The sequence below is a fragment of the Gluconobacter roseus genome (assembly GCF_046058915.1).
GTDB lineage: Bacteria > Pseudomonadota > Alphaproteobacteria > Acetobacterales > Acetobacteraceae > Gluconobacter > Gluconobacter roseus_A.
On the sequence record NZ_CP175538.1, the window covers coordinates 2,009,662 to 2,033,518 of the forward strand.

Below are 23,857 nucleotides of genomic sequence, written 5' to 3' on the forward strand. Positions count from 1 at the left end.
CACTGAATGAGCGATACGACCCTTTCTTCCGCGACCGTTGCGCCCCGCACCGTCACCATCGTCAATCATCTGGGCCTACACGCCCGGCCCGCCGCCAAGATCGTCACCACAGCCGAGCGTTTTGACGCTGAAACCACGATCGCCCATGGCTCCAATGTCGTCTCCGCCCTGTCGATCATGGGACTGATGATGCTGGGTGCCGGTGAGGGCCAGACCGTCACACTCCGTGCCCACGGGCCGCAGGCCGCCGAAGCGCTGGATGCTCTGGAAGCCCTGATCGCAGACGGGTTTGGTGAGCGTGACTGAACCGTCCTCAAGACCGTCCCGCAGCCGCTCTCCCCGTTCGTCCCGCCGCAGCACACGCTCTGGAGTTTTCCTCCAGGGCAAGGCCATTACGCCCGGTCTGGGGCTTGGACCGGCGGGACGGGTTGAGGAACTGCCCCTTCCCGACATCACCGAGCGCTACAGCGCCATCGGGCCGGAAGCGGAAAATGTCCGTCTGGACGAGGCCATTGCCCGGGCCTTCCATCAGATCGAGAAGATGCGGGACCGGCTGGTCGGACTGCCGGAAGAAGGGCGCGAGGAAATCGCGTCCCTTCTGACGGTCTATGAGCGGATGCTCGGTCCTTCGCAGCTGGTCCGACAGGTCCGTGGTCGCATTGCGGATGAGGGACTGTGTGCCGAAGCGGCCGTTTCGGAGGTCACGCAGGAACTGGCACTGCAGGTCTCGCGCATGGCGCAGGCTGTGGCGCGCGAAAACAACACGCAGGAAGCCGACGCCAATCTGCGACTGGCGGGTGAGTTCGAGGAAATCGGCCGCCGTCTGGTGCGCAACCTGACCGGCATTTCCTACCGGGCGTTTTCCAGCCTGCCGCCGGGCTCGGTTCTGGTCGCCGAGCAGCTCCGTCCGGCGGATGTGGCGATGATCGACCCGGCCCGGATTGCAGCTGTGGTCACGCAGGGCGGTGGTGGCGCGGATCACACCGCGATCCTGCTGCGCGCTCTCGACATTCCCGCCATCCTCGCCGTGCCGAACCTCATGGCGCAGGTGCAGGAAGGCGAGATGGTGGTCGTGGACGGGCATCTTGGCACCGTCACGCTCTCCCCCAACGAAACCGAGCTGCGTCTGGCAACGGAAGCGGCACAGCGGGAAGTCAAGGAAAAGCGGGCTTTCGGACAACTCAAACGTCTGCCGGCCCAGCTTCAGAGTGGTGAGGACATTGAGCTTTCAGCCAATCTGGAACTGCCGGCGGAACTGCCGATGCTGATGCGCAACGGCGCCAAGGGCATCGGTTTGCTGCGCAGTGAATTCCTGTTCGGCGAACGCGAGGACCTGCCGGATGAAGATGGCCAGACCGAGGCCTATCGCGCCATTGTCCAGGCGATGGATGGCCGACCGGTCACGATCCGTGTGCTGGACTGGGGCGGCGAGAAGGGCCGTGCCTGTATGCGCAGGCTTGGGCTGGCCGAACAGGGTGCGGATGGCGACAATCCCGCGCTGGGTCTGCGGGGGATACGGCTTCTGCTCCGAGTGCCGGATGTTCTTGAAACGCAGTTCGCCGCCATTCTGCGCGCCGCCGAACCTGAAGAAGGCGTCGCTATCGGTCCGGTGCGGGTCCTGCTGCCCATGGTCACGTCTTCGGACGAGATCGTGAGCGCGCGGGAGATCTATGACCGGGTGGTACGGCGCCTGAAGCGCAAAGGACATGCGCTTCCCGATCCGCTGCCGCCCCTGGGGATCATGGTCGAGACGCCGGCCGCGGCACTCACGGTGGACACACTGGCCCGACACGCCGATTTCATGGCGCTCGGCACCAATGACCTGACGATGTACACGCTCGCCGTAGATCGCGCGGATTCCATGGTGGCAGACCGCTACAGCCCGCTTCATCCCGGCGTCCTGCGTCTGATTGCGGCAGCGGCGGATTCGGCGCTCCGGGCGCGCCGCCCGATCTCGGTCTGCGGGGAAATGGCATCCGATCCCCGGGTTGTGGGGCTGCTGATCGGTCTGGGTCTGCGGTCCTTTTCCATGAACTCCGCGTCTCTGCCGCGCGTAAAGCGGCTGATCCGGACGCTTACGCTCGAAGACTGCGACCAGCTGCGCCGACAGGTCATGCTGGAAACCGACCCACTCGTGATCCGCGATCTGGTGCGGCAGTTCGCAACCTGACGCCGTTTGCGCGCGCTCTCTCGGCAAAGCGCGATCGGGATGCCATATTGAGCGCCATGCCGGATTCTGCTGCCATTGCTGACGCCCTGACCTTTTCGCCCGAGGTCACCCAACGCCTCGACCGCACGGCCGAATGGTGCCAGCGCAACGGGCAGCGCCTGACGGAGACGCGGCGGCAGGTGCTGGGCCTGATTCTGTCCAGCGAGAAGCCGTCCGGGGCCTATGACCTTCTGGCCAGACTGCGTCCCGCCCATCCGAAAGCGGCGCCCCCCACGGTCTATCGGGCGCTGGATTTCCTGCTGGAGCACAGCCTGATCCACCGTCTGGAACGGTTGAGCGCCTTTGTCGGCTGCTCACATGCGGTGGAATGTCCGCATGGCTGCAATCACCATGACGAAGGCGGAATGCACCGCGCGCAGTTCCTGATCTGCCGCGGCTGCGACCGGGCCTGGGAACTGGAGCAGGAAACCATTGCCCCGATCCTGACCCGTGCGGCACAGGGCATGGGGTTCCGGGCCGAAGCGGCCACCGTGGAAATCGAAGGCCTGTGCGCTGACTGCCGGAAGGCGGGTGTAACGCCGGCGCGCCGCCCGAAAACCGCAGCGGGCTGAGACGAATGGGCCGCCGCCGTTCTCCGTCGTCGGCGTCCCTGTTCGAGAACCTGCCGAAATCCCGTCGTGAACGTTCGGAGCCCGCTCCCGCCCGCAGGCCTGTGGCCTCGCCGGAACAGCCCGACCTGCTCGGCTGGACGCCTCCGCTGACGCATCTTCCAGCTGCGGATGTCGAGGCCTCTTTCCTGGGCCCCGTCGGGTTTCGTCCGCCCTCAGGCGAGGCATTTGTCTATCATCTTACGGGCGCCGGAACCGCCCGGAGCCTCGTGCAAGATGGTCTGCCTCTGGCGGACGGGCTCATATTCCGCACGGCTGCGCATCTTGCGGAAGATCTGGCGCATGTTTCGGCTGTTGATGACATGGGCGTGGTGCGGGTCCGGCGCCGCCTGATCCAGCCCTGGCTCACGGAGGATCGCCAGGATGGCCGTCCGTGCTATGTGCTCGGCCCGGAACCGTCATGACAGACATCACGAGGAACAGGGGAATAATCAAATGGCAGCACAGTCGGGCCTTCTGGCCGAGGTCACGCGCGGCGGACGGGTGGAATCCCATCATCTGGGCCGGGCTGTTGTGGTGGATGCGGATGGAGGCGTGGTCTGGTCCTGCGGCGACGTGGATGCTGCCGTTTTCCCGCGTTCGACTGTCAAATCCCTGCTGGCTATCGAACTGGTGGAAAGCGGCGCGGCCGACCGTCTGGGACTGAGCAATGATGCGCTGGCGCTCGCCTGTGCCTCGCATGGCGGCGAAAAGGCCCATGCCGAAATGGCCGCCACGATGCTGGCTTCTGTGGGCCGGGATGTCGAGTCTCTGGAATGTGGAACGCACTGGCCGACCTACGAACCCGCAGGCCGTGCTCTGGCCGCTGCCCATCAGAGCGCCTGCCCGCTGCATAACAACTGCTCGGGCAAACATGCTGGCATGGTGTGCCTGTCCTGCGATCAGGGGATCGATCCGACCGGCTATATCGATCCGTCCCACGAGATCCAGCGCCGCGTGACGGATGTGCTCGCTGCCATGATGGATACGCCGCATGACGACAGCAATCGCGGCATGGATGGCTGCTCCATGCCGACCTACGCCGTGCCTCTGAAAGCGCTGGCGAAAGGTTTTGCAAGATTTGGCGCGGGAACCGGTCTGTCTGAAGGGCGTTTCCGTGCGGCTACACGACTTCGTGAGGCTGTGGCGGCCAATCCGTTCATGGTCGCCGGGACGGGACGCTACGACACGAAGATCATGGATCGCTTCGGGACGAGGGCTTTCGTGAAGATGGGCGCGGAAGGCGTGATGATCGCCTCCCTGCCTGAACTGGGTCTCGGTCTGGCGATCAAGACCGATGACGGCGCCAACCGTGCCGCAGAGGTTGCGATGTCCGCACTGATGCGTCGTTTTGGCGGTGAAACCCTGTGCAGGGATGAGGCAGACCGGGACATTCTGGACACGACATCCACCCAGATCCTGCGGAACTGGAACGGGTTCACGGTGGGTGAAATCCGCTCTGCCCTTCCGTGATAAGCGGATTTGTGTTATAGGTGGAGGGTTCGAAAAACCCTTGGCTCTGAGCTGTTCTGTGTGATTCCATTTCTTCGGCGTTGATTGGGGATGGTGGAAGATGAAGCAGCCTGGTTTCTTTGATGTTGAAGAGCGGCTTGCTCGGCTGAGCGGGCTTGGCGATCAGCTGGAGGCCTTTTCCCGGACTGTGGATTTTGAGGTGTTCCGTCCTGATCTGGAGCTGGCTCTGGCCTATTCAGACGGAAGTAAAGGCGGACGTCCGCCGTTTGATCCGGTGCTGATGTTCAAAATTCTGGTCATCCAGACGTTGAACAATTTGTCTGATGAACGGACAGAGTATCTGATCAACGACCGCCTGTCGTTCATGCGCTTTCTGGGATTGGGGCTGTCGGACCGCGTGCCGGATGCCAAAACGGTCTGGCTGTTTCGTGAGCGTTTGACACAGGCGGGTGCCATTGAAAGGCTGTTTGACCGATTTGACGCGACCCTGCGGAACGCCGGTTATCTCCCGATGTCCGGCCAGATGGAGGGATCGAAGAACCCTTGATTGATACGCTTGGCTGGTGATTTCAGGTTTTTGGCGATTTGATTGACTACTTTTGGGTTCGTTTTCGATCTGCGTTTTGAGCAGATTGAGTGCTGCCCCCCGCTGGATTGCTATGCATTCGCGCTGATCCGCTCCAGGAAGAGGAAGCGGCGCATATTATAGACGATATTGGCCAACCCGATCCTCATGGTGGCCCGCGTTATGCCGACGGTTCGGACGAACAGCCCGGTCTGTGATTTCTGATCAGCAAAGACATGCTCGACACGCGACCGGATAACGGACTTTCCGGCGTTGGATTTCTGGATATGCCTGGGCATAGGCTTGAGATGCGGCTTTTTCCTGTGAACCTTCGAGACAAAGCCCTGCTCCTCCATGAAGTCCTCATTCGCTTTTGAACGATAGGCCGTGTCAGCCCAGACCGTTGAGGCCGTATTGGTTTTATCCAGCAGCCCCTCTCTCAATCGCGCGCCATCACTGGCGGCGGCATCCGTCGTCTTCCATTTCCGGATGAACCGGTATTTCCGATCGATGGAAACATGCGATTTATAGCCAAAGAACGGGATGGCGAGATCGCTGGAGGGCATGGTTCCATCATCCTGCCGCTTCGCCTTCGTGAACTTCAGTGTCCAGCGCGCATGACGATCCTTGTGCGACAGCTTTGCGGGTTTGTCCTGCCAGTCTTCAGGAATACGTCCTTCCCGAAGATCGGCTTTCTCTGCGTTGGTGTTCCGCTGCTTTGGAGCAGCTACCAGTGTGGCATCCAGGATCTGGCCTGACATCGGTAAATACCCGGCGTTGCGCAGGGTCGCATCAAAGCGGTTGAACAGCCCTTCGATCGCACCCGCCTGGGTCAGACGCTCGCGGAACAGCCAGACCGTTTTGGCATCCGGCACCCGATCCGAAAGTCCCAGACCAAGGAAACGCATAAAGGAGAGGCGATCGTTGATCAGATATTCCGTCCGCTCATCAGACAAATTGTTGAGCGTCTGGATCACCAGAATTTTGAACATCAGCACCGGATCAAATGGCGGTCGTCCGCCTTTGCTTCCGTCAGAATACGCCAGAGCCTTCTCCAGGTCAGGGCGGAAGACTTCAAAATCCACAGTCCGGGAAAAGGCCTCCAGCTGATCACCAAGCCCGCTCAAGCGGGCAAGCCGTTCTTCAACATCAAAGAAACCCGGCTGCTTCATCTTTCATCATCCCCAATCAACTAAGGGGAAATGGAATCACAGAGCAGACCTCAATACCAGGGGGTTTTTCGAACCCTCCACCTGCCCGGCGGCATGACCGTAGAGGCGATGCCGATACCGGCCGCGATTTGGTCCTGCTGGTTTATGCGCTGTACATCGCCGGCTTCTTTACGGGGGTCACGGCCCTGATCGGCGTCATCATCGCGCATAGAAGCCGCCGTTTCGCCACGGGTCTGAAGCGTGCGCAACTGGACTGGCAGGTGCGGATGTTCTGGTATGGCGCGCTCGCACTGACGGTCATCGGGATGATCCATCTCATGGTCACGGGGCTGGGCGCCATCACGGGCGGTCTGGGACTGGTGTTCATGGTGGTGCCGTGGGGACTGACACTGGCCTGGGGCATTCTCACGGCCTGGGCGATTGCGCGCGGTGTTCATGCAGCGCTCCTCAACCGCCCTGTTGTCTCTGCGCAGTTCTGAAGCCGGAAAGCCCCTTCCCATGACCCGTTTTGCACTTTCCTTTTCTGTCCTCGCCCTCGGGACCGCACTGGCTTTTCCGGTCTGTGCGGCACCGATGAACCAGTCTTCGATTTCGGACGACATCTCCGAATCCACCCTTCCCGAGGGTGGAAAATTCGCCACCATCAGCGGAGACGTCAGCATCGGAACATCCAGTGACGCCCTGTCTGTCCGGACTGTCAGCGGCGACATTCATATCGAGCAGTCCAAAGGCCCACTGGATGTCCGTACGGTCAGCGGAACACTGGATGTGGATCATGTCGGTGGAACTGCCGAAATTCGCAGTGCCAGCGGGAACGTGACGCTGGATCATGCCGATCAGAGCGTCTCCATCCGGAGTATGAGCGGCGAGAGCACAATCAATCATGCGGCCCGGGACGTCATGATCCACAGTGTCAGTGGCGACACGACCCTCACGCTGGATGCCGCCACGCAGGCGCGAACGATCGAGATCGGCACGGTCAGCGGTGACATGATGGTTCACCTGTCGCACGGTTTTGGTGGAACATTCGACATCCGCCTGAAACAGCGCCGTACCGACAAGGCTCTGCCGTTGGATCAGTCCCTGGGTCTGACGGTGCAGACGGGGAACTGGGAAAAAGAGTCCGCGGGATCAGAAGAGGTCCGGACGGTTACGGCGAGTGGCAGGGTCGGTGATGGCCGGGATCATGTCGTGATCCGCAGCGTGATCGGCACTCTGAAGCTCGTTCAGAACTGAACGGCGCTTTCACAACCCATCGCCCGCAGGGTCTCCGCCATGAACTCCGGCGGGGGCGCCTGCGCGCTGAGCGTGTCGGACGGCAGGTCCAGTTCCAGACTGCGGGCTAGAAGGTGCAGCCTTGGCAGAGTTGAGCCGTCCGGAGCAGGGGCTCCGTAAACCGAATCGCCAAGGATGGGCGTGCCCAGTTCCGCGCAATGGATACGCGCCTGATGTGTCCGTCCCGTAAGCAGTTCCAGCTCTACCCAGCACAGGCCCTTGCCACGCCCCAGAACCCGCCAGCGCGTGCGGGCTTCGTCGCCCTTCGCATCAACGATCATCCGCCAGCCCGAGGCGTCAGACTGACGCAGAAGCGGCGCGTTGATCTCGCCGCTATCCTGCTCAAGATCCCCCACCACAACGGCCCAGTACAGCTTGCGGACCTGCCGCTCCTGAAACGCCTTCTGCGCCTCGATCAGCGCCGTCTTGCGTCGTGCGACCAGCAGACAGCCGGACGTGTCCGCATCCAGCCGATGCGCCAGCCATGGCCCCCCGCGCGGATGCGGCAGCAGTCGCGTTTCAACGGAATCCTGCGTGGACGGGCCGGGATGAACGGCCAGCCCTGCCGGTTTGTCCAGAATCAGGAAGCGGGGTGTTTCCAGCAGGATGGGAATATCCATGCCGGGGTGAAATGGGGTGCGCGGCCCTTCCGGGGCAGGGGAGGCAGCCTGTTGGGGCAGGCGCCGGGGTTTGTGTGCGTTGCGCGCGGCTTTTGCGCGCCGAATCCGGTCTTTCCGGTCAGTCTTCATGCTCTTCCTTGCGGCGGATCAGGATCTCGCGTTTGCCCACATGGTTGGCAGCGCCGATGATGCCTTCCTTTTCCATCTGGTCGATCAGCTTGGCCGCGCGGTTATAGCCGATGGAGAGATGGCGCTGGATGAAGCTGGTGGAGGCGCGGCCTTCGCGCATGACGATGTCCACAGCCTGATCGAACAGGCTGCCTTCCCCATCACCGCCCGATCCGGACCCTGCCGTCAGGCCGCCTGCGCTGTCATCGTCCTGACCGGAGACCACATCGTCGTTATAGATCGGGTCGCCCTTGGAGCGCAGATCCGCCACCACGGCTTCGACTTCCTCGTCCGCTACGAACGGGCCGTGGACACGCGTGATGCGTCCGCCGCCCTGCATGAAGAGCATGTCACCCTGGCCCAGAAGCTGTTCAGCGCCCTGTTCCTGAAGGATGGTGCGGCTGTCAAACTTGCTGATGACCTGGAAGGAAATACGGGTCGGGAAGTTGGCTTTGATGGTGCCGGTGATGACGTCAACGGACGGCCGCTGCGTCGCCATGATGACGTGAATGCCGGCTGCACGGGCCTTCTGGGCCAGACGCTGTACCGCCGTCTCGATTTCCTTGCCCGCGACCATCATCAGGTCGGCCATCTCGTCGATGACGACGACGATATAGGGCAGGTTTTCCGTCGCGACCTGCTGTTCATCGAACACCGGACGGCCCGTCTCGGGATCGAAACCGGTCTGCACCCGCTTGGTGACCATCTCGCCCGTGGCGCGAAGCTGGTTCACGCGCTCGTTGTAGCCGTTGATGTTACGGACCTGAAGCTGCGCCATCAGACGATAGCGGCGGTCCATTTCCTGCACGGTCCATTTCAGCGCGCTGACAGCCTTGGTCGGTTCCGTGACGACCGGGGTCAGGAGATGCGGGATACCATCATAGATCGACAGTTCAAGGATCTTGGGATCGATCATGATCAGGCGGCACTCTTCCGGGCTCAGCCGGTAGAGCAGCGACAGGATCATGGCATTCACGCCGACCGACTTACCTGAACCCGTCGTACCCGCGACGAGCAGATGCGGCATTTTCGCCAGATCGGTATAGACCGGCACACCGGCAATATCCTTGCCGAGCGCGATCTGGAGGCGTCCGGTGCCGTTCAGCCATTCCGGCGTGCGCAGCAGTTCGGAGAAATAAACCGTCTCGCGCTTGGCGTTCGGAACCTCGATGCCGATCACATTGCGGCCCGGCACGGTCGCGATACGCACGCTCAGGACGGAGAGTGAGCGTGCAATGTCGTCGGCCAGTCCGATCACGCGGGACGAGCGGATGCCCGGTGCGGGTTCCAGTTCGTACAGCGTGACGACCGGACCGGCATGGATGTCGCCAATCGTGCCCTGCACGCCATAATTGGCCAGAACGCTTTCCAGCAGGCGGGCATTGGACTGCAGGGTTTCCTGCGACGGGCCGGTCACGGCATGGGGTGGTGGCGGGTTCAGCAGGGCAAGGGAGGGCAGTTCCCAGCCGGTTGCCACAGGATTGCGCGGCGCGGCCGGGCGTGTGGGGGCTGGCTCCGGTGGACGTTCCGCACGACGCATCCCGAACAGGCCACGCTTCTGCGGCTCGGGTTCGGGCGGCGTGTCGATACTGCTCTGCGGCAGGTCCTCGTCCATTTCGTCGTCCATCTGCCGACGCAGCGCAGGCGGCGGCGTTTCACGCTGGCGGGCAATCTGCGCCAGACGTTCGGCATAAGGATTGGACGGTGCGTCTTCTTCCTGCGGGGCTGCGGCCTGGCGGGCACGGTCAGCCGCGGCTTCCGTCTTGCTGGTCTGACGTTCGGCGGCGGGTTTGCCGTAAGGATCATCCTGCGTTTCCATCGGCGGCTGCATCCAGCCGGTGTTCTGCGGGACGAACGGTGCCGGACGGGATCGTGGATCGCTCTTGCCGAAGCTGCGGCGCAGGAACGACAGCGGGGCGGCATCTGCTGCCGGAGCACTGCCAGCGGGGCTGGGCTGGAACTCGTACATCCGCGGGTCCGGGGCGGGGCGGTCAGAGGTCTGCGGACCGTTCATGCGCTTTGCGATGGCGAAAGGCTGGCGACCCAGTAACATGAGCGTCTGGCCAAGCGCGCGCCATTCACGGGCTTCAAGCCCCATGGCCAGCGGCAGCAGCAGACCCATCAGCAGCAGAACCAGAATGACGGCAATGGCGTTTCCGGCGGCACCGGCTTCCGCATGAGCTGCAGCCAGAAGACGTTGTGCGCAGGATACGCCCATTTCTCCACCCAGGCCGCTGGCGGTCGGCCAGGCGACCTGAAGTCCGGGGACGAGAAGCTGGAGCGTGCCGATGAACGTGGCGCTGGCGGGCAGGAGAGCGAGGGCGGCCACGATCCGCAGGATCGGCAGGCTCATGCCGTGATGGCGCACCATGCGCCAGGCCCAGGCGAGCAGGATGAAGATCGGCATGCCGCTGCCGAGACCGAGCCACTGGATCAGCCCGTCCGAAATGGTCGCACCCGTGCGGCCCAGCAGGTTCGTCGGCTGCGTTCCGGTCGAGGTATTGAAGGACGGATCGTGCGGATTGAAGCTCCACAGGGCGATCCCGACCGCCACGGCGAAGAGCAGCAGGACAAGCCCGAGCAGTTCCATGCAGCGTGCGCGCAGGGCACTGCGCAGTTTTGGTGTCATGTGCCGGTCATGCGCGTCGCGGACGATGTTGCGCACTGTACTGGTCGATCGGCTGAACGCGGCCAAGTCTCGTCACCCCGTCGGTTTTCTGGATTAGCGGCTTGTAAAATTCACTCTGAACTATAGCCGACAGGGTACTGAATACAGAGGGAAAATTAAGGAAAAGTGGAGGAATGCCTCCAGATCGTCACCTTCGCAGCCCCGAAACGACGCTCACAGAGGATTTCTGGCGTCAATGTGGGCATAAAGTGTTCGGAAGGTGGCATGATGGGCGTGAATTCTTCCGTGGCTCCCGTCTCAGCCACGATCAGCGCACCTTCCGCCAGCCAGCCGGTCCGCGCCAGCGCCCGCAGACCCGACTCGACCAGACCCTTGCCATAGGGCGGGTCCAGAAAAACCAGCGTGTAAGGCTCCGTGGCCTTGGGCGGATGCGTGACGCTGCAACTCAGGACGCGGGAGCGGTCCCGCGCTTTGCAGATGTCCAGATTGGCGCGCAGGGCCGCAAGTGCGTTCCGGTCGCGCTCGATGAAGGCGGCCTTCTGTGCCCCGCGCGACAGGGCCTCAAGCCCCAGTGCGCCGGTTCCGGCATAGCAGTCCAGCACGAGGGCCTGTTCCAACTCGTCCTGCCCGTACCAGGGCGCATGGGCGAGCATATCGAAAATCGCCTGTCGCGTGCGGTCCGATGTGGGGCGTGTGCTGGTTCCGGACGGCGCGGTCAGGGCGCGGCCCTTGTTGTCTCCTCCAACAATCCGCATGGATCAGCGCGTCCGGTGACGCTTCGGCGCGGGAAGATCCGGCACCTGCTCACGCAGCGTCTTGCCCGGCACTTCCTCAAGCTCGCGCGCTTTGAGCGAGCCAAGCTGGAACGGCCCGTAGGACAGGCGGATCAGGCGGCTGACATGCAGGTTCAGGCCTTCCATGACGCGCCGGATTTCGCGGTTCTTGCCTTCGCGCAGACTGACCGTCAGCCAGGAATTGTCGCCCTTCGTGGAGTCCAGCGCGGCCTCGATGGAGCCATAGCGCACGCCTTCATATTCGAAGCCGTCGATCAGCGAGGCCAGACGCTTTTCATCCACGACGCCAAAGACGCGCACACGGTAACGGCGAACCCAAGAATTGCCCGGAAGCTCAAGGCGGCGGGCCAGTTCACCGTCATTGGTCAGCAGCAGAAGACCTTCGGAATTGATGTCCAGACGCCCGACGCTGATGACGCGCGGCATGCCCTCGGGCAGCGTGTCGAACACGGTCTGGCGGCCCTGCGGGTCCTTGTGCGTCGTCATCAGGCCATCGGGCTTGTGGTACCGCCACAGGCGCGTGCGCTCGGGAGAATCCACGGGCTTGCCGTCCACCAGCACGATGTCGCCCGGCTGCACGAAGGTCGCCGGATGCGTGACGATCTGTGAGCCCAGCTTGATGCGGCCGTCCTCGATCATGCGTTCGATATCGCGGCGGCTGGCCACGCCGGCGCGGGCCAGCGCCTTGGCGATGCGCTCGCCTTTCGGGCCGGAGGTTTCCATGTCGGGGGCGGTGTTTTCGGTATTGTCGTCGGTCATCGTGCAGTCTCCACAAGCGCCGCATACAGGCGACGGTCGCCGGGGTCGAGGGAGAATTCGGGATGCCACTGTACGCCGATGGCAAAACCGGGGCCTTCGAGCTCGATGGCCTCGATCGTTCCATCCGGCGCACGGGCGCAGATTTTTGCCGCTCCGGGGTCGCGCACGGCCTGATGATGCGAGGAGTTCACCGCCATGCGGTCCGCTTCCACGATCTGCGCGAGTTTCGTCCCAGGAACGATCTCGACGTCATGTCCGGGTTCATGGCGCGGGTTGGGCTGTTCGTGTTGCAGGTCCCCCGGTTGCTCTTCCGGCAGGTGCTGGATCAGCGTGCCTCCGGCCTCCACGGCCAGAAGCTGCATCCCGCCGCAGATGCCCAGAACCGGTTTGCCCTGCGCCAGTGCCGCCCGGAGCAGGGCCAGTTCGGCGGCCGTCCGGGTCGGCCGGGGGCTGGTCATCGGGTGGGCCGGCTCACCATACAGCGCCGGATCGACGTCAAACGCCCCGCCCGTGACGATCAGTCCGTCCAGCCGTGCCATCAGGGCTTCGGCATCGCAGTCATAGCCCAGACACACCGGCATCCCGCCCGCATTGCTCACGGCCGTCAGGTAGTTTTCCCGCAGCGCATGGAACGGATAGCGCGAGAACTGCCCCGGCCCACCGGGTTCATGATCCAGCGTCAGGCCGATCAGGGGTGCGCGGCGCGAAGGGGATGGACGGGGAAGGGTCATGCGCCGCATCATCGCATCATGATTCAGGGTGAGACAAGGATTCAGACGGATATCGGCCCGGCCATGCAGACCGCGTTGCAGGCCGCGCGCGAGGCGGCGTCGTGCGGGGAAGTGCCAGTGGGCGCGGTCGTGCTCGGCCCCGACGGGAATGTGCTAGCGGTTGCGCGGAATCATGTGGAAGGCGCGCATGATGCGTCCGCCCATGCCGAACTTCTGGCCATGCGCGAGGCGGCCGCGCGTCTGAAAAGCCCACGCCTGACGGACTGCACTTTGGTCGTGACACTGGAGCCATGCCCGATGTGTGCGGCCGCGATCGTGCATTTCCGGATCGGGCGCGTCGTATTCGGGGCCTATGATCCCAAGGGCGGCGGCGTGGAGCATGGACCGCGCATTTTCGAGCGTCCGTCCTGCCTGCACCGCCCGGAAGTGATCGGCGGGGTGTGTGAACGCGAGGCGTCGGAGATGCTGAAAGCGTTTTTCCGCAGGCTGCGCATTCCAGCCGGAACCCGTGTTTCAGAGGGCGGAATTCACAGTCCGTCATGAACTTACGGATGTTTCACACGCCGGTCAGCTTGCGGAACGGGAACGGGGTCCATAGTTCAACGCTATAGCCATGATGTTTTCGTAACCAGTCGGGATTGACATGACCTCACGTTTTCGCGCGTCCCTTTCCGCCCTTGCTGCCACCACGATGCTGGTTTCGGCGCCGTTTGCTTTCGCGGACACGCCTTCGGCCGCCCCCCAGGCCGGTGCCACGACAGCCGCCAGCGGAGCCATCAAGCCGCAGACGGGCGTTCAGACGCTTCCCAACTTCGTCAATCTCGTCAAACAGGTGAAGCCGGCGGTCGTCTCCATCACGTCGCACATCAAGGCGGATGTGGCCGATGAAGAGGAAAACGGCCCGGGTGGTGGCGGCGGACAGGGCGGCGGCATGCCGTTCCCGTTCCCCTTTCCGTTCCAGATGATGCCGCAGCAGCAGCCCAACCGCACGGTCGAGGCCCGCGGCTCGGGGTTCATCATTTCGTCTGACGGCTATGTCGTGACGAACAACCACGTCGTGAACGGCGCGACCAAGGTGACGGTCACGCTCGATGACGGCACGACGCTGCCCGCCAAGATCATCGGCCGCGACCCGAAGACGGACGTTGCTCTGCTGCGCGTCAAGCCGACTGGTAAGCTGCCGTTCATTGAACTGGGCGATTCCGACGAGGTCCAGCCAGGCGAATGGGTTATCGCCGTGGGCAATCCTTACGGTCTGGGTGGCACGGTGACGGCGGGTATCGTCTCCGCGCTTGGGCGTGACCTGCATTCGGGCGCCTATAACGACTTCATTCAGGTCGATGCGCCGATCAATCACGGTAACTCCGGTGGTCCGCTGTTTACGCAGGACGGCAAGGTTGTGGGCATCAACTCCATGATCATCTCGCCTAATGGCGGCGGTTCGATCGGCATTGGTTTCGCCATCCCGTCTGACACCGTCCGATCCGTCGTGAGCCAGCTTGAAAAGACCGGCCATGTCACGCGCGGCTATCTCGGTATCGAAGGGCAGGACATCTCGCCGACCATGGCGCAGGCCCTGAACCTCCAGTCCCCGGAGCCGGGTGCTCCGCCGCGCGGAACGCTGGTGGCTTCCGTCTCCAAGGGTAGCCCTGCCGAAAAGGCCGGCATCAAGAGTGGCGACGTCGTCACCACGCTGAACGGCAAGCCGATCAAGAATGGTCATGATCTGGCGGTGAAGGTCGTCTCCATCGCCCCGGGAACCGCCGCAACACTCGGCCTGCTGCGTGACAGCAAGCCGATGACGGTGAACTTCACGGTCGGCAACCTGTCCGCCCAGGATCATTCCTCGGGTGATGCCACCGACAGTTCGCAGTCCGGTGCAGGCAAGCTGGGCGTCTCCCTGGCGTCGCTGACACCGCGGGCCCGTCAGGAACTGGGTCTCGATGACAGCGTGCAGGGCGCGGTCGTGGCCGATGTCGTGCAGGGTTCCCCGGCCGATCAGTCCGGCATCCGTCCGGGCGACATCATCGTGGCGGTCGGCAACCATGTGACGCCCACCCCCAAGGCTGTCGTGGCTCAGGTGCATGATGCGCTGGGCCGCAAGCAGCCGCCGCTCCTGCGGATCCTGCGTGACGGACAGCAGCTCTTCGTCGCCGTCTCCCCGAACGGTTCGGATGACGACAGCTCCGACGACGCCCAGTAAGTCAGGCGTCCGGCCAGCAGCTCTGAAAGGCGGGAAGGGTCAGACCTTCCCGCCTTTTTCATGTTTGTATTCCATATCGAATCCGGAATATGTTCGTCGTTTCGGATGGAATGGGATGGCACGCAATGGATCTGGCTACGGTCGTCGGTTTTGTGGTCGGTACGATCGTGATGCTGACATTGATTTTTCTGCCGACAGTAGTGGCGCTCTGCACCCGGAAGGTCCGCTGGCGCGAGGCCTTCATGATCAATCTGACTGTGGGCTGGACGGTCGCCGGCTGGGTCGGTGCGATTGCATGGGCCGCGACCGGAGATGATGCGAAAATCAAGACCCGTTTCAGGGCGCTCTCAACACGCAAGAAGATCCTGCTCGCTCTGGAACTGATCTTCGTGGAAGCGGCGGTGACGGGCTATGCTGTCTTCCATTATGCCTCCCACGCCGGGCATCTTCAGAGGTGGTCCCCATTTTTCGGACAGGACGATAAGCTATCATCTGGCCTGAACGAGGACGGGTTTTATGGGCAAGGTTACGCGGAAGAGGTATGCGGCAGAGTTCAAGTCACGGGTTGCGCTGGAGGCGATCCGTGGGGAACTGACGCTGGCGGAACTGGCTTCGAAACATGGAGTGCATCAGACGATGATCGCACAGTGGAAACGGCAGGCGATCGAGGGGATGGCGGCGACCTTTTCCGGGAAGACGGTGGCTGAGCCGCCGGTCAGCCCTGCTGATGTGGAGAAACTGCACGCGAAGATCGGCCAGTTGCTGGTGGAACGGGATTTTTTGCGGGATGCCTCTGCTCGGTTGGGCGTGATCAGAGGCGGCAGATGATTGACCCGAAGAGAGCATGCCTGCCGATAATCCGGCAATGCACGCTGCTGCAACTCAACCGGTCGGGCGTCTACTATCGGCCTGTGCCACAGAGCGAAGCCAATCTGGAGTTGATGCGGCTGATCGACGCCCAGTTCCTGGAAACGCCGTATTATGGCTCACGGCAGATGACATGGCATCTGCGCCGCCAGGGACATGAAGTGGGCCGCAAGCGGGTCCGGCGGATCATGGCGATCATGGGCCTGCGGGCGGTCTACCAGAAGCCGCGCACGAGTGTGCCTCATCCGGAGCATCGGAAATATCCGTATCTGCTACGGGATCTGGTCATCAATCGGCCTGACCAGGTCTGGTGTTCCGATATCACATATATTCCCATGAAACGGGGATTTCTCTATCTCGTGACGATCATGGACTGGTTCACGCGCAAGGTCCTGTCCTGGCGTCTGTCGAACACGATGGACGTGGAGTTCTGTATCGAGGCGCTACAGGATGCCCTCATGCGCTATGGCGCCCCGGACATTTTCAATACTGACCAGGGGTCGCAATTTACGACACCCCGTTTCAGCGGGATACTGGAAGAGCGTCAGATCCGCATCAGTATGGACGGGCGTGGGCGATGGCTGGATAACGTGTTCATCGAGCGCCTGTGGCGGTCGCTGAAATACGAATGCGTCTACCTGTACGCGTTCGAGACCGGATCAGAGCTGAGGGCCGGGCTTGGCAGATGGATCGCCCATTATAACGAAAGGCGTCCGCATACGGCGCTGGCTGGACGAACGCCCGATGAGGCGTATCATAACGTGCCGACGCCATCTGGTCCGGGGTTAACCCCGGACCAGATGGCCAACAGCAACGCCGTCAGAAGGGCGGCATAACGACAACCGGGTATAGCTTATCAAGCCCGCAAAACTGTCCGAACGGACGGGACCACCTCTTTCCGCACTGATCCGCTACCCGGATTTCAGAGCTTCGATTTGCCAATGCGGTCGTAGAAGAACCAGACGCCAAGGATCTGTGACAGCAGGATGGTCGCGTTGCAGACCGCCGTGGACAGGCAGGCTCCGGCCAGTCCGAAATGCCGGGTCAGGACGTAGAGCGCGGGGAAATAGACCGCCATGACGGCCGTACGGCTCTTCATGAGAAATTTCACATGCCCGACCACAATCAGAAGCGGTTCCAGCGGGATGACCAGCAGGCTGAACACCGCCGCCAGCAGCATGATGGAAATATAAAGCGACGTGTGATGCACGTGGACGTGCAGCAGGAAGCGGAAGATCGTTGAGCCGAAGAATGCTGACAGCAGCAGAAGCGCGAGGGACAGTGCACTCAGAACGCCGAACATTTTCCACGTCACGCGCTTGAGCCCACGCCAGTCCTGCCGGTCCCGCATCCTGACCAGTTCGGGATAGAGCACGGGCGAAATGAGCTGTGCAGGAGTGACGATCCCGTCGGCGATCTGGCGGCAGACGCGGAACACGGCTGCTTCCGCCGGTCCCAGACCGTTACCGACCAGCAGTGTTGCGACATGGCCTGAGATGTTGCTCAGCGTCTGGTTGACGCTGGCTGCACGGGTGAACTGCCACATGCCCGGAAGCTGCCAGCGCCAGTGCCGGAACGCCCGGAAATACCGGAACTGGAATTTCCGGTGCAGGATATCCAGCGCGTAATGGATATAGAATCCATAGTCGATGATGATCGTCATTGCCCAGATGAACAGGAAATATCCGAGCTTCAGGTGCAGGACATAGCCTATGACGACGCCGAGCGTCTTGGCGAGGGCAGCGCAGCTGTCGATGATCGGAACAAGATGGAATTTCCCCGCCATCCGTAGGATGCCATTCGCCCATCCGGAATACATCAGCGGGCTGACGAACATGTACAGGTCGGCCAGAAACCGCACATGCGCGGACCAGTGCGCGGTGTGTCCGTAGATCTGCACACCCACCAGTCCGAACACGATGGCACAGGCCGCCGAGATCGTGTCGAGGCGGATGCAGAAATGGATCACCCGGTGCAGGAGATCCGTATCACCATTGCCGAAGCTTTCACTGCCAAAACGGATCAGCGTCTGCCAGGACTGCATCCGCGACAGGACCGAACTGGTCGAAGCCAGTGAATGGATCAGGATCAGCAGCCCGAAATCGGACAGGCCCAGCGCCCGGACGGCCAGCGCAATATAGATGAAACTGCAAAGCGCATTGGCGATGCGGCCCAGGGTGAGAACACTGACATTTTTGAAAATGGATCTGAAAACGGAGCGTTCGCCGGACATGTGGGCCTTACTGACCACAAAGCCCCCGCACTGTCCATGTCGGCAGCGGAATGTCGCGCCCGAGGAAGGTCCTTGACAGGGTGAGGGCAGGAACTATGAAGAATTTGTTACACATATCGCTGCCAGGATTTCTGCAGATGGGGATCTCGCGGCGATCCGTCTTCTCCTGAAGGCCCTTATTCGGAAAAGCACAGGCTCAAAGCCCGTTTTTCAGGCAGGACGCAGCAGATCAGTCATGAAAATCGCCTTCATCTATATTGCCGAGCCTTACCAGTGCTACCACACGGCCTCTGTTGCCAGCGCGCTGGCGGCACTTCCGGGTCATGAGGTGGTCGAGTATTACAGCTTCCCTGAAACGGTCGATCATCTGCGGCGCATCCGTCAGGCGCTGGACGTCCCCGACCTGCCTCTGAAGGCATTTCCGAAATCCCTGAAGGCCCGCCTTCTGAAGCGCGCAAGGCGGCTCGATCAGGAGCGGCTTGTGGTGCTGCGGGAAAACATTGCCGAGCTGAACCAGTATGATGCCGTCGTGGCGACGGAATATACCGGCGGTGTGCTCAGGGAGATGGGCCTGTCCGGTCCAAAGCTCATTTTGCTCATGCATGGCGCCGGGGACCGTTACGTCAATGACGAACATCTCGTGCGCGAGTTCGATCTGACGCTTGTCTCCGGTCCCAAGATCGCGCGCTATTTCCAGGATAAGGATCTGCTTCGGCCGGAGAGCACACGGATTGTCGGCTATCCGAAGTTCGATGTGTTCGAGGCCGTGCAGCGGGAAAAGACGGTCTCGTTCGCAAACGGGCGCCCGTTTGCGCTGTACAATCCGCATTACCAGCGCAAACTGACCTCGGCCTCAGGCTGGATGACGCCGCTGATCCGGGGCTTCAAGGCCCAGAGCGACTACAATCTTGTGGTGGCGCCGCATATCAAGACTTTCCATAGGGGTTTCGGCATCCGCGAACGTCAGCTCAAACGCCAGCGCAGTCCGGAAGTGATGGTCGATACAGGGTCGTCCGCCATGCTGGACATGACCTACACGTTCCAGGCCGCGCTCTATATCGGCGATGTCAGCAGTCAGGTTTACGAGTTCCTGGCTATCCCGCGTCCCTGCGTCTTTCTGAATCCGCGAAAGCTCCCCTGGCAGGATGATCCGTATTTCCTGCACTGGACGCTCGGGGAAGTGGTGGAGGATCTTGATGATCTCATGCCCGCCATTGCCCGCGCGAAGGAGCGGCACACGTTTTATCGGCCCGCGCAGGAAAAGCTGTTTCGAGAGACCTTTGGTGAGCCTTTGCTCGGAGCGTCGCAGCGTGCCGCCGATGCCATCGCGCAGTTCATGGTCGCGGCCTGACTGCCCTCAACATTCAGGGAAATTGACGGCCAGACCGCCGAGGGATGTCTCCTTGTAGCGATGGTTCATATCGCGGCCTGTTTCGGCCATCGTGCGGATGACCTGATCGAGCGAGACGTGATGCGCGCCATCCCCATGCATGGCGAGGGAGGCCGCATTGATGGCCTTGATTGCTCCGAAAGCATTACGCTCGATGCACGGAATCTGCACCAGCCCCGCCACCGGGTCGCAGGTCATGCCCAGATGGTGCTCCATTCCGATCTCGGCCGCGTTTTCCACCTGAAGCGGCGTGGCATCTAAAGCCGCCGCCAGCCCGGCAGCGGCCATCGAGGAGGCCACCCCAACTTCGCCCTGACAGCCGACTTCCGCGCCTGAAATCGACGCATTCAGCTTGAACAGCCCGCCAATGGCCGCTGCGGTCAGCAGGAACCGGCGTTGCCCGTCGAGCGAATATTCGGGACAGAATTCACGATAATAGCGCAGCACGGCCGGAATCACGCCCGCAGCACCGTTGGTGGGCGCTGTGACGACGCGGCCACCGGCGGCATTTTCCTCATTCACGGCGATGGCGAACAGGCTGATCCAGTCCATGATGCCATGCGCGGAGGGCTGGTTGCTACGGCGCTGTTCCTGAAGCCGTTCATACAGTGCCGCCGCCCGCCGGCGCACGTTCAGCCGCCCCGGCAGCGTGCCCGAACGGTGCAGCCCGGCCTCCACGCAGTCCATCATCACGGCCACGATCCGGTCCAGATACGCCTCGATTTCGGCGCGCGGCCGCAGCACGCTCTCATTGGCCAGAACTACGCCCGCGATATCGAGCCCCGTTTCCTGCGTGCGGGTCAGGAGTTCCGCGCCGCTGGTGAAGTCATACGGCATGTCAGGCTGGGCATAGGTCGCGGTTTCGGTCGCCTGCTCAGGCACGATGAACCCGCCACCCACCGAACAGAACCGCGCGCAGGCCAGCAGGCGGTCTTCCGCATCAAAGGCCTCGAACTGGAGCGTGTTGGGATGAACCGGCGGGATGGTCTTCGTATCGAGGACAATGTCTGTTTCCGGATCAAACGGCATGGGATGACCGTTGAATGGAATCACATGTCTGTCGGTGACGGACTGCACGATGCTGTCCGCCAGCGTCGGGTCCATCGTGTCGGGCTTTTCTCCTGCCAGCCCGAGGATGACGGCCCGGTCCGTCGCATGTCCCCGCGCCGTCCAGGCCAGCGAGCCATAGAGCGTGACGCGCAGACGGGCCACGTCCGGCGTATGAAGCAGACTGTCCGCGAACCGGGCCGCCGCGCGCATGGGGCCAACGGTGTGCGAAGAGGACGGACCGATTCCGATCTTGAACAGGTCAAAGAGGCTGATCATTCAGGCGGCAATCTCGGCCAGCAGGGCGTCAACGTCCTCTTCGCGGGTATAGAAGCTTGTCACGAGGCGGATCAGCGTACCGGACACACCTTCGGGCGTCGGCCAGCGATAGAAGGCATATCCCGCAGCTTCCAGTTCCCCAACGAGGCGGTCGGGCAGAATGACGAAAATCTCGTTGCCCTGCGTTTTGAACGGAAGCTGGGCCCCGGCATGACGGCGCAGGCTCTCGACAATGCGCTGTGCCATCGCATTGGCATGCGCGCTGTTCTTCAGCCACAGATCATTTTCCAGCAGTGCCAGAAGCTGCGTGCTCAGGAACCGCGCCTTGGACCACAGATGGCCGCTGCGCTTGATGCGCCGCTCGAAATCTTTCAGCGCCGGGCGCGTGCGGTCATTGACGAAGAACACGACCGCTTCCGCCGCCATCGCCCCGCATTTCGTGCCGCCGAAAGACAGGACATCCACCCCCGCCTTCCATGTCGCTTCCGCTGGTGTGCAGCCCAGATGCGCAATGGCATTGCTCAGCCGTGAGCCATCCAGATGCACGGGAATATCGTTCTCATGGGCGATACCACACAGCGCCGCCAGATCCTTCAGGGCATAGACCGTGCCCCATTCGGTGGCCTGCGTCAGGGACAGCGCCTGGATGGGCGGCTTGAGAATCCCGCCCTGCGCATTGGCGCGCAGCCCGGTGCGCAGAGCCTCAGGGCTCATCCGGCCATCAGCGGAGGGGAGTGTGACGAGCTTGGCGCCATGCATGAAAAACTCGGGCGCACCGCCCTCGTCATTGCTGATATGCGCGCTCTGGTCACACAGGACGGCGCCATAAGGGGCCACGAGCGCGGAGAGTGCCAGACTGTTCGCTGCCGTTCCGGTCACGATCGGGAAAACCCTGACCTCTGCTTCAAAAACCTCGCTGAAGCGTGCGTTCAGCGTCTGGCTCATTGCATCGTCGCCATAGGAGCCGACGCAGCCTTCATTGGCGCGCATCATGGCGTCCATAACGGCGGGGCATGCGGGGGAAACATTGTCACTGGCGAAGTTCTTGCGTATTTCGTCGGTCACGAGACCATCCTCAATTCCTGCGACCGTTAAGGCCTGTCCGCAAGCGTAACTGAAACGCCTGCCTGTTGTCATCCGGAGAGCCCATGAACACGTTGTCCCCCGAGAAGTCTTCCGATCCGGTGTCCAAGATCATCGACGGCAAGGGTATCGCCCGCGCCCTGACCGATCAGGTGGGCCGCGAAGTGGCAAAATTCGTCGAGCAGGGCAATACGATTCCCGGTCTGGCCGTCGTTCTGGTGGGTAACGATCCGGCGTCTGAAGTCTATGTGAAGAACAAGGCGATCCAGACCCATCGCGTGGGCATGCGCTCCTTCATGCACATGCTCCCGCAGAGCACATCGCAGGACGAACTGCTGGACCTGATCGCCCAGCTCAACGCTAATCCGAAGATTCACGGTATTCTGGTGCAGCTTCCGCTCCCGGCGCAGATCGACCCGGTTGTGGTGACGAACGCCATTGCGCCGCACAAGGACGTGGATGGTCTGGGTGAGGTCAATGCCGGGCGTCTGTCGCTTGGGATCGACGGAATCGTGCCCTGCACGCCGCTGGGCTGTCTGATGCTGCTCAAATCCGTCCATGAGGACATGACCGGCAAGCATGCAGTGGTGATCGGCGCCTCCAACCTTGTCGGGAAGCCGATGGCGCAGCTTCTGCTCAAGGAGAACTGCACGGTCACGGTCGCGCATATCCACACGCGCAACACGAAGGAACTGGCCCGGGAAGCGGATATCCTAGTCGTGGCGACTGGCAAAAGCGGTCTGGTCCGTGGCGACTGGATCAAGCCGGGTGCCACCGTGATCGATGTCGGCATCACCCGCGTCCCGGCCGAAAACGGCAAGACCCGTCTGGTCGGCGACGTGGCGTTCGACGAGGCGTTCCCGATTGCCGGTCACATCACGCCGGTTCCGGGGGGTGTAGGCCCCATGACCATTGCCTGCCTGCTGCACAACACGCTTCAGGCCGCCCGTGCGACGCAGGCTGCTTCGGAAGCGTCTTCATGACCCGCGTCTCGGTCGAACTGGTCCCGCGCTCCGCCGAGGCCCTGCTGGCGGATGTGCAGACCGTGTGCGACGTTCTGCCGCAGGTCCGCACGCTGAATGTTCCGGATCTGATGCGTTTTGACCTGCGCAGTCATGATGCCGCCTCGCTGATCACGAAGCAGGCGCCGTTCGAGGTCATCCCGCATATCCGCGCCGTCGATATCGCGCCGGGCGCGCCTCTGCCGGGTGCGGATCGTCCGGAACTGACGTCCATCCTCGTCGTCGCTGGCGATCCTCCGGCGGCCGGAAGTGACTGGAAGGTCTATCCCAACACATCAGCCCAGATCATCGAGCGCTATCGCCGCGAAGCGCCGCATCTGAAGGTCTATGCGGTGTTCGACCCCTATCGCCGGGCGCCGTATCAGGAACTCGAGGACATCGCCCGCAAGCGCGACGCCGGAGCCTGCGGGTTCTTCACGCAGCCGCTGTTCGATATTCCGATGCTCGAATACTGCATGGACTGGCTGCGGGACGACACGGTGTTCTGGGGTATTTCTCCCGTTCTAGGCGATAAATCCCGTCGCTACTGGGAGCGCGTGAACCATGTGGTCTTCCCCCGCGACTACGACGGAACATTGGACGGCAACATTGCTTTTGCGCGCCGGATGCTGGGCGTTATCCGCGAGAAAAACGACAATGCCTATCTGATGCCGCTGAAAGTTGACCTGGCATCCTATCTGGGAGCGCTCAGCGATATTATAACGGGATAACATCGAACCACGAATGGAGG

General features: G+C 62.2%; 22 protein-coding genes and 2 pseudogenes. 15 read left to right on the forward strand and 9 right to left on the reverse strand.

Going from position 1 to position 23,857, the window contains the following annotated elements; translation table 11 throughout:
• Positions 1-6 precede the first annotated feature (6 nt).
• From ACJ2A4_RS09375 to ACJ2A4_RS09400, 6 genes and pseudogenes are all read left to right on the forward strand, one after another.
• On the forward strand, positions 7-306 hold the full coding sequence (locus ACJ2A4_RS09375) for an HPr family phosphocarrier protein (protein ID WP_408872624.1): 300 nt from the start codon (positions 7-9) through the stop codon (positions 304-306).
• On the forward strand, positions 299-2,170 hold the full coding sequence (gene ptsP / locus ACJ2A4_RS09380; RefSeq protein ID WP_408874147.1) for a phosphoenolpyruvate--protein phosphotransferase: 1,872 nt from the start codon (positions 299-301) through the stop codon (positions 2,168-2,170). The genes ACJ2A4_RS09375 and ptsP overlap by 8 nt, the downstream gene beginning before the upstream one ends.
• Positions 2,171-2,226: 56 nt before the next feature.
• Entirely contained in the window at positions 2,227-2,781 is a 555-nt protein-coding gene (locus ACJ2A4_RS09385; protein WP_408872625.1) for a Fur family transcriptional regulator, read from the forward strand.
• A gap of 5 nt (positions 2,782-2,786) precedes the next feature.
• Positions 2,787-3,242 carry a hypothetical protein gene (locus ACJ2A4_RS09390; RefSeq protein WP_408872626.1) on the forward strand — a complete coding sequence of 152 codons (456 nt, stop codon included), beginning with the start codon at positions 2,787-2,789 and terminating at the stop codon, positions 3,240-3,242.
• Positions 3,243-3,273: 31 nt separating this feature from the next.
• Positions 3,274-4,290, forward strand: a complete 1,017-nt coding sequence (locus ACJ2A4_RS09395) for an asparaginase (RefSeq protein WP_408872627.1) — start codon at positions 3,274-3,276, stop codon at positions 4,288-4,290.
• A gap of 100 nt (positions 4,291-4,390) precedes the next feature.
• Positions 4,391-4,816: pseudogene (locus ACJ2A4_RS09400) on the forward strand (transposase); the annotation flags it as partial.
• A gap of 131 nt (positions 4,817-4,947) precedes the next feature.
• Here the strand turns inward: ACJ2A4_RS09400 and ACJ2A4_RS09405 are convergent.
• On the reverse strand, positions 4,948-6,027 hold the full coding sequence (locus ACJ2A4_RS09405) for an IS5 family transposase (protein ID WP_408872441.1): 1,080 nt from the start codon (positions 6,025-6,027) through the stop codon (positions 4,948-4,950).
• 128 nt (positions 6,028-6,155) lie between these two features.
• On the opposite strand from ACJ2A4_RS09405, the gene ACJ2A4_RS09410 reads away from it, so the two are divergent.
• Together ACJ2A4_RS09410 and ACJ2A4_RS09415 are read left to right on the forward strand one after the other, a co-directional pair.
• Positions 6,156-6,506 (forward strand): hypothetical protein, encoded by a 351-nt coding sequence (locus tag ACJ2A4_RS09410; protein WP_408872628.1) that lies wholly within the window; start codon positions 6,156-6,158, stop codon positions 6,504-6,506.
• A 19-nt stretch (positions 6,507-6,525) separates the two neighbouring features.
• Positions 6,526-7,263 carry a DUF4097 family beta strand repeat-containing protein gene (locus tag ACJ2A4_RS09415; protein WP_408872629.1) on the forward strand — a complete coding sequence of 246 codons (738 nt, stop codon included), beginning with the start codon at positions 6,526-6,528 and terminating at the stop codon, positions 7,261-7,263.
• On the opposite strand, the gene ACJ2A4_RS09420 is transcribed toward ACJ2A4_RS09415, so the two are convergent.
• The 5 genes from ACJ2A4_RS09420 to ACJ2A4_RS09440 all read right to left on the reverse strand — a co-directional run bounded on the left by ACJ2A4_RS09420 (position 7,254) and on the right by ACJ2A4_RS09440 (position 13,015).
• On the reverse strand, positions 7,254-8,051 hold the full coding sequence (locus ACJ2A4_RS09420) for an RluA family pseudouridine synthase (RefSeq protein ID WP_408872630.1): 798 nt from the start codon (positions 8,049-8,051) through the stop codon (positions 7,254-7,256). The two genes, ACJ2A4_RS09415 and ACJ2A4_RS09420, sit on opposite strands and share 10 nt — an antisense overlap.
• Positions 8,041-10,755, reverse strand: a complete 2,715-nt coding sequence (locus ACJ2A4_RS09425) for a DNA translocase FtsK 4TM domain-containing protein (protein WP_408872631.1) — start codon at positions 10,753-10,755, stop codon at positions 8,041-8,043. The genes ACJ2A4_RS09420 and ACJ2A4_RS09425 overlap by 11 nt, the downstream gene beginning before the upstream one ends.
• Positions 10,756-10,874: 119 nt before the next feature.
• Positions 10,875-11,474, reverse strand: a complete 600-nt coding sequence (gene rsmD, locus ACJ2A4_RS09430; protein WP_408872632.1) for a 16S rRNA (guanine(966)-N(2))-methyltransferase RsmD — start codon at positions 11,472-11,474, stop codon at positions 10,875-10,877.
• Positions 11,475-11,477: 3 nt separating this feature from the next.
• Positions 11,478-12,272, reverse strand: a complete 795-nt coding sequence (locus ACJ2A4_RS09435) for a pseudouridine synthase (protein ID WP_408872633.1) — start codon at positions 12,270-12,272, stop codon at positions 11,478-11,480.
• On the reverse strand, positions 12,269-13,015 hold the full coding sequence (locus tag ACJ2A4_RS09440) for a gamma-glutamyl-gamma-aminobutyrate hydrolase family protein (RefSeq protein WP_408872634.1): 747 nt from the start codon (positions 13,013-13,015) through the stop codon (positions 12,269-12,271). The genes ACJ2A4_RS09435 and ACJ2A4_RS09440 overlap by 4 nt, the downstream gene beginning before the upstream one ends.
• A 6-nt stretch (positions 13,016-13,021) precedes the next feature.
• Between ACJ2A4_RS09440 and ACJ2A4_RS09445 the strand changes: the two genes are divergently transcribed.
• From ACJ2A4_RS09445 to ACJ2A4_RS09460, 4 genes and pseudogenes are all read left to right on the forward strand, one after another.
• A complete protein-coding gene (locus ACJ2A4_RS09445; RefSeq protein WP_408872635.1) occupies positions 13,022-13,546 on the forward strand; it encodes a nucleoside deaminase in 525 nt (174 codons plus the stop codon).
• Between the two features lie 100 nt (positions 13,547-13,646).
• Positions 13,647-15,206, forward strand: a complete 1,560-nt coding sequence (locus ACJ2A4_RS09450) for a Do family serine endopeptidase (protein ID WP_408872636.1) — start codon at positions 13,647-13,649, stop codon at positions 15,204-15,206.
• A gap of 170 nt (positions 15,207-15,376) precedes the next feature.
• Positions 15,377-15,496 (forward strand): annotated as a pseudogene (locus ACJ2A4_RS09455) (superinfection immunity protein); the annotation flags it as partial.
• A gap of 226 nt (positions 15,497-15,722) precedes the next feature.
• A protein-coding gene (locus ACJ2A4_RS09460; protein WP_408872637.1) for an IS3 family transposase occupies positions 15,723-16,909 on the forward strand; the annotation gives its coding sequence in 2 pieces (ribosomal slippage) (positions 15,723-15,993 and positions 15,993-16,909; 1,188 coding nt in all).
• Between the two features lie 86 nt (positions 16,910-16,995).
• Here ACJ2A4_RS09460 and ACJ2A4_RS09465 read toward each other — a convergent pair.
• The gene (locus tag ACJ2A4_RS09465; protein WP_408872638.1) at positions 16,996-18,306 is read right to left on the reverse strand and encodes a lipopolysaccharide biosynthesis protein; all 1,311 of its coding nucleotides are present in this window, start codon (positions 18,304-18,306) and stop codon (positions 16,996-16,998) included.
• Positions 18,307-18,541: 235 nt separating this feature from the next.
• Here ACJ2A4_RS09465 and ACJ2A4_RS09470 point away from each other — a divergent pair, with 235 nt between their 5' ends.
• Positions 18,542-19,657 (forward strand): hypothetical protein, encoded by a 1,116-nt coding sequence (locus ACJ2A4_RS09470; protein WP_408872639.1) that lies wholly within the window; start codon positions 18,542-18,544, stop codon positions 19,655-19,657.
• A gap of 6 nt (positions 19,658-19,663) precedes the next feature.
• Here the strand turns inward: ACJ2A4_RS09470 and ACJ2A4_RS09475 are convergent, their stop codons facing one another.
• Both ACJ2A4_RS09475 and ACJ2A4_RS09480 read right to left on the reverse strand, forming a co-directional pair.
• Positions 19,664-21,022 (reverse strand): L-serine ammonia-lyase, encoded by a 1,359-nt coding sequence (locus ACJ2A4_RS09475; protein WP_408872640.1) that lies wholly within the window; start codon positions 21,020-21,022, stop codon positions 19,664-19,666.
• Positions 21,023-22,087 carry a threonine aldolase family protein gene (locus ACJ2A4_RS09480; RefSeq protein WP_408872641.1) on the reverse strand — a complete coding sequence of 355 codons (1,065 nt, stop codon included), beginning with the start codon at positions 22,085-22,087 and terminating at the stop codon, positions 21,023-21,025.
• An 83-nt stretch (positions 22,088-22,170) separates the two neighbouring features.
• Here ACJ2A4_RS09480 and folD point away from each other — a divergent pair, with 83 nt between their 5' ends.
• Positions 22,171-23,088 carry a bifunctional methylenetetrahydrofolate dehydrogenase/methenyltetrahydrofolate cyclohydrolase FolD gene (gene folD / locus ACJ2A4_RS09485; RefSeq protein ID WP_408872642.1) on the forward strand — a complete coding sequence of 306 codons (918 nt, stop codon included), beginning with the start codon at positions 22,171-22,173 and terminating at the stop codon, positions 23,086-23,088.
• Complete coding sequence (locus ACJ2A4_RS09490) at positions 23,085-23,837, forward strand: methylenetetrahydrofolate reductase (protein WP_408872643.1); 753 nt, start codon at positions 23,085-23,087, stop codon at positions 23,835-23,837. Before folD ends, ACJ2A4_RS09490 begins: the two co-directional genes overlap by 4 nt.
• Positions 23,838-23,857: the final 20 nt, after the last annotated feature.

Coding starts and splice junctions, on each gene's coding strand:
- folD (WP_408872642.1), top strand. CDS start 22,171: ATGAACACGTTGTCCCCCGAGAAGTCTTCCGATCCGGTGTCCAAGATC.
- ACJ2A4_RS09475 (WP_408872640.1), bottom strand. CDS start 21,022: ATGATCAGCCTCTTTGACCTGTTCAAGATCGGAATCGGTCCGTCCTCT.
- ACJ2A4_RS09465 (WP_408872638.1), bottom strand. CDS start 18,306: ATGTCCGGCGAACGCTCCGTTTTCAGATCCATTTTCAAAAATGTCAGT.
- ACJ2A4_RS09405 (WP_408872441.1), bottom strand. CDS start 6,027: ATGAAGCAGCCGGGTTTCTTTGATGTTGAAGAACGGCTTGCCCGCTTG.
- ACJ2A4_RS09385 (WP_408872625.1), top strand. CDS start 2,227: ATGCCGGATTCTGCTGCCATTGCTGACGCCCTGACCTTTTCGCCCGAG.
- ACJ2A4_RS09375 (WP_408872624.1), top strand. CDS start 7: ATGAGCGATACGACCCTTTCTTCCGCGACCGTTGCGCCCCGCACCGTC.
- ACJ2A4_RS09415 (WP_408872629.1), top strand. CDS start 6,526: ATGACCCGTTTTGCACTTTCCTTTTCTGTCCTCGCCCTCGGGACCGCA.
- ACJ2A4_RS09435 (WP_408872633.1), bottom strand. CDS start 12,272: ATGACCGACGACAATACCGAAAACACCGCCCCCGACATGGAAACCTCC.
- ACJ2A4_RS09445 (WP_408872635.1), top strand. CDS start 13,022: ATGATTCAGGGTGAGACAAGGATTCAGACGGATATCGGCCCGGCCATG.
- ACJ2A4_RS09450 (WP_408872636.1), top strand. CDS start 13,647: ATGACCTCACGTTTTCGCGCGTCCCTTTCCGCCCTTGCTGCCACCACG.
- ACJ2A4_RS09490 (WP_408872643.1), top strand. CDS start 23,085: ATGACCCGCGTCTCGGTCGAACTGGTCCCGCGCTCCGCCGAGGCCCTG.
- ACJ2A4_RS09420 (WP_408872630.1), bottom strand. CDS start 8,051: ATGAAGACTGACCGGAAAGACCGGATTCGGCGCGCAAAAGCCGCGCGC.
- ACJ2A4_RS09470 (WP_408872639.1), top strand. CDS start 18,542: ATGAAAATCGCCTTCATCTATATTGCCGAGCCTTACCAGTGCTACCAC.
- ACJ2A4_RS09390 (WP_408872626.1), top strand. CDS start 2,787: ATGGGCCGCCGCCGTTCTCCGTCGTCGGCGTCCCTGTTCGAGAACCTG.
- rsmD (WP_408872632.1), bottom strand. CDS start 11,474: ATGCGGATTGTTGGAGGAGACAACAAGGGCCGCGCCCTGACCGCGCCG.
- ACJ2A4_RS09395 (WP_408872627.1), top strand. CDS start 3,274: ATGGCAGCACAGTCGGGCCTTCTGGCCGAGGTCACGCGCGGCGGACGG.
- ACJ2A4_RS09440 (WP_408872634.1), bottom strand. CDS start 13,015: ATGATGCGGCGCATGACCCTTCCCCGTCCATCCCCTTCGCGCCGCGCA.